Source organism: Saccharopolyspora sp. NPDC002686 (assembly GCF_040295745.1).
In the GTDB taxonomy this organism is placed as follows: domain Bacteria; phylum Actinomycetota; class Actinomycetes; order Mycobacteriales; family Pseudonocardiaceae; genus Saccharopolyspora; species Saccharopolyspora oryzae.
In genome coordinates, this window is record NZ_JBEOVY010000521.1 from 1 (window position 1) to 3,646 (window position 3,646).

The 3,646-nt window shown below is 70.5% G+C and carries 6 protein-coding genes; 5 read left to right on the top strand and 1 reads right to left on the bottom strand.

Annotated features, from left to right (window positions below):
- The coding region (locus ABTZ89_RS36830) for a DUF3093 family protein (RefSeq protein ID WP_502949651.1) at positions 1–234 on the bottom strand (234 nt) is incomplete at its 3' end.
- Positions 235–258: 24 nt separating this feature from the next.
- Here ABTZ89_RS36830 and dut point away from each other — a divergent pair.
- The 5 genes from dut (at position 259) to ABTZ89_RS36855 (ending at position 3,522) form a co-directional block, all read left to right on the top strand.
- Positions 259–750 (top strand): dUTP diphosphatase, encoded by a 492-nt coding sequence (dut, locus tag ABTZ89_RS36835; protein ID WP_270947971.1) that lies wholly within the window; start codon positions 259–261, stop codon positions 748–750.
- A 4-nt stretch (positions 751–754) separates the two neighbouring features.
- A complete protein-coding gene (locus ABTZ89_RS36840) occupies positions 755–1,393 on the top strand; it encodes a DUF3710 domain-containing protein (RefSeq protein ID WP_351053698.1) in 639 nt (212 codons plus the stop codon).
- Between the two features lie 57 nt (positions 1,394–1,450).
- Entirely contained in the window at positions 1,451–2,080 is a 630-nt protein-coding gene (locus tag ABTZ89_RS36845) for a LysE family translocator (protein ID WP_351053701.1), read from the top strand.
- A gap of 330 nt (positions 2,081–2,410) precedes the next feature.
- Positions 2,411–2,788 (top strand): OB-fold nucleic acid binding domain-containing protein, encoded by a 378-nt coding sequence (locus ABTZ89_RS36850; protein ID WP_270947968.1) that lies wholly within the window; start codon positions 2,411–2,413, stop codon positions 2,786–2,788.
- Positions 2,785–3,522: a DUF3159 domain-containing protein gene (locus ABTZ89_RS36855; RefSeq protein ID WP_270947967.1), complete on the top strand. Its 738-nt coding sequence runs from the start codon at positions 2,785–2,787 to the stop codon at positions 3,520–3,522. The genes ABTZ89_RS36850 and ABTZ89_RS36855 overlap by 4 nt, the downstream gene beginning before the upstream one ends.
- Positions 3,523–3,646: the final 124 nt, after the last annotated feature.

The following is a 3,646-nucleotide window of genomic DNA, read 5'->3' on the forward strand; positions in this document are numbered from 1 at the left end:
CAGCCACAGCGGGATGGCGATCGCCAGCGGCACCAGCACCACGTACGGCAGCCACGCCCGCACGCCCGGGTAGCCCATGTGCACCTGCGCGGCCATCAGCACGGCGCCGATCAGGGGCAGCGGCCAGGACCACCAGGCCGCGTACAGCCGCTCCCGGTACACCGGGGGCTCCGTCGATTTCGCCTGACCGGGCAAGTCCCCGCTCCTGCTGGCCGCTTCTACGCTTTCCGACACGACTTCAGGGTAGTCTCGCCGCCCGTGTCGAACGTGAAGGTCCTGCTGACCCGACTTGACCCCGACGTGCCGCTGCCGTCCTACGCCAAACCCGGCGACGCCGGCGCGGACCTGGTGACGACCAGCGACCTGGTGCTCGAACCCGGCGAACGCGCGGTGGTGGGCACCGGCATCGCGCTGGCGCTGCCCGAGGGCTACGCCGGTTTCGTGCACCCGCGCTCCGGACTGGCCGCCAAGGCGGGCTTGAGCGTGGTCAACGCGCCGGGCACGGTCGATTCCGGGTACCGCGGTGAGATCAAGGTCTGCCTGATCAATCATGATCGGGACAACTCGCTGTCGCTGCAGCGCGGCGACCGGATCGCCCAGCTCGTCGTGCAGAAGGTCGAGCACGCGGCGTTCCAGGAGGTCGACGAGCTGCCCGCGTCGCAGCGGGGCGCCGGGGGCTACGGGTCCACCGGCGGGCACCAGGTGCTGGCGGTCTCGGGAACCGAGGCCGGTCACGGGACGGAGGGCTGAGGGGATGTTCGGATTGGGCCGCGGTCGGGGCAAGCGCGCCGAGGACGTGGTTGAGGAGTCAGCGGTCGAAGCCGAGGACGTCGTCGAGCGCGGGCCGTTCGACGAGAGCGAGGCGCCCGAGGACGAGGTGGAGCGCCTCGACCTGGGCTCGGTGCGGTTGCCGGTGCCCGAGGGCGGCCAGCTCCAGGTCGAGGTCGACCCGTCGGGCCCGGTGCGCGCTGTGCACCTGGTCACCCCGGTCGGTCGGCTGACCGTGAGCGCGTTCGCCGCGCCGCGCAGCGGCGGCCTCTGGGACGAGGTCAGCGGCGAGCTCGCCGAGCAGCTGCGCAAGGACGGCGCCCGGGTGCACACCGAGGAGGGCGACTGGGGCCTCGAGCTGGTGGCCGATTCGCCGAAGGCCGCGCTGCGGTTCATCGGCGTGGACGGCCCGCGCTGGCTGCTGCGCGGCGTCGCGGCCGGACCGGCCGAGTCCGCGGAGGACTGCGCGAAGCTGCTGTGCGCGGTGCTCGACGAGACGATCGTGGTGCGCGGCACCGACCCGATGCCGGTGCGCACCCCGCTGCCCATCGAGCTGCCGGAGGCGATCCAGCGCCACATCCAGCAGGCGCAGCAGGCCGAGGCCAACGGCCAGACCCCGCAGTGACCGGACTCGGACGCCGTCCCGGCGCCGGGGCGACGTCCGAGCCGCTACGTTGGTCGGGTGCCGAACGCTGCTGAATGGTGGGTCTACCTGGGTGCCGCGCTGCTGATCGCCTTCGCACCGGGGCCCGGAATCCTCTACGTCCTGGCCCGGAGCATCCGCGGTGGTTCCCGCGAAGGGGTTCGCTCGGCGCTGGGCAACGGCCTCGGGGCGTCGGTGCACGTGCTGGCGGCTGCCGTCGGTCTCTCGGCGTTGCTGATGGCTTCGGCGGTGGCGTTCACCGTGGTGAAGCTCATCGGTGCGGCGTATCTCGTCTACCTGGGCGCCCGCGCGCTCTGGGAGCTGCGCAAGGGTGCAGGGGAGCAGGCCCAGGACTCGCCGCGGCAGCGCGGCTCGGCGGTGGTGCAGGGCTTCTTCACCGAGCTGTTCAACCCGAAGACCGCCGTGTTCTTCCTCGCCTTCCTGCCGCAGTTCGTGCACCCGGAGCAGGGCTCGGCGACGACGGCGTTCCTGGTGCTCGGACTGATCTTCGTGGTGTTCGCCATGTCGGCCGACCTGCTGGTGGCCGCGTTCGCGGGTCCGCTGGCGGCCAAGCTGGCGCGGAACCCGCGCTGGTGGCGGCGCCAGCAGGTGGTCAGCGGCAGCACCCTGATCGGCCTGGGCGGGGCGCTCGCGCTGTCCCAAAACTGAAAGTTGTCTTCACTCGTTTTGCGTGGCGGTGCGGGTAGCGGAACCTCAGACGCCGTCTGAGCTGCGGGATCCCCGACTCATGTATGACCAATACGCAGCGCTGGGGCTGTCCTCGTCAGACGACGCCTGAGAACCCGCGGCGGTGCAAGCGTCGAGGGTGGGCTAAACGCCTGCGGCGTTTCAAAGAAAAGCAAGCCAGCCTCGATGTTGATCCGATCGAGCGATCAAGTTCGCAATCCCGCCGGGGGCGGGACCCGGCGTCCGATGGCCGCTACGCTGGGGGTGCACGGGCTGCGCGAGTCGAGCCCCGAGGGCGCACAGGAGCGCTAGATGAGCAAGAGCGAGGGCGGCTACTGGCGTCGCCTCGTACGGCGCTTGACCAGTGACGTCGCCGAGCTGGACGCCGACGACCTGTCGGAGCGGTCCCAGGCCGGCGGGGCGCAGCCGGCCAGCGACTGCAAGTGCGGCCAGGAGGCCGTCGTGCTCGGGAGGGTCCGCAGCGTCGGGCTGTGCCCGAAGGCGTCGGCACCGACGCTGGAGGCCGAGCTCTACGACGGCACCGAGGACGTCACCCTGGTGTGGCTGGGTCGCCGCCGGATCGCCGGCATCGAACCGGGTCGCATCATCAAGGCCAGTGGCCGGATCGCGGTCCGGGACGGCCGCAAGGTGCTTTACAACCCCTACTACGAGTTGCAGAACACCGCATGAGCGAACGCGATTCAGCGGCTGCCGGGCTCTCCGCCCAGGACGCGGCCGAGAAGCAGTCGGACACCGGCGAGCAGCAGGCCGCTGGAGCGGAGAACACCCTGCTGGAGCAGATGGGCGGGGTCAGCGGACTAGCCTACTCCGCGGTGCCCATCGTCGTCTTCGTGGTGGTCAGCTCCTTCACGAGCCTGATGCCGGCGATCTGGTCTGCGATCGGGGTGGCGGTGGCCATCGCGATCTTCCGGCTGGTGCGCAAAGAACCGCTGCAACCGGCCATCTCCGGCGTGATCGGGGTGGCGGTGTGCTCGTTCATCGCCTACCGCTCCGGTGACGCCAAGGGCTTCTTCCTGCTGGGCATCTGGACGAGCCTGATCTACGGCGGGCTGTTCCTGGTCTCGGTGCTGGCCCGCTGGCCGCTGGTGGGCGTCGCCTGGTCGGCGCTGAACGGTCTGGGCTTCGCCTGGCGCAAGCAGAAGCGCGCGCTGCGCGGCTACGACCTGGCCACGCTGGCGTGGGTCGCCGTGTTCGCCGCGAAGTACGTCGTGCAGCAGTGGCTCTACGACGCCGACCAGACCGGTTGGCTGGCCTTCGCCCGGATCGCGATGGGCTACCCGCTGACCGGACTGGCGCTGATCGTCACGGTGTGGGCGATCCGCCGCGCGGCGAAGGTCGCGGAGCAGGAGAAGACCGACGCGGAGGAAACCCCCGCGATCCGCTCCAACCCGTCCCTCAGCTGAGATCTCGAACCAGAGCGGGGTCGTGAGCGCTGGAACCGGCTGCAACCGGCTTCCGCGCTCACGACCCCGCTCTCTTGTCTGAGCACGAGTTCCGCAAATTCAATGGAAATCGGACGTCCGATTT

Coding starts and splice junctions, on each gene's coding strand:
- ABTZ89_RS36840 (WP_351053698.1), top strand. CDS start 755: ATGTTCGGATTGGGCCGCGGTCGGGGCAAGCGCGCCGAGGACGTGGTT.
- ABTZ89_RS36850 (WP_270947968.1), top strand. CDS start 2,411: ATGAGCAAGAGCGAGGGCGGCTACTGGCGTCGCCTCGTACGGCGCTTG.
- ABTZ89_RS36855 (WP_270947967.1), top strand. CDS start 2,785: ATGAGCGAACGCGATTCAGCGGCTGCCGGGCTCTCCGCCCAGGACGCG.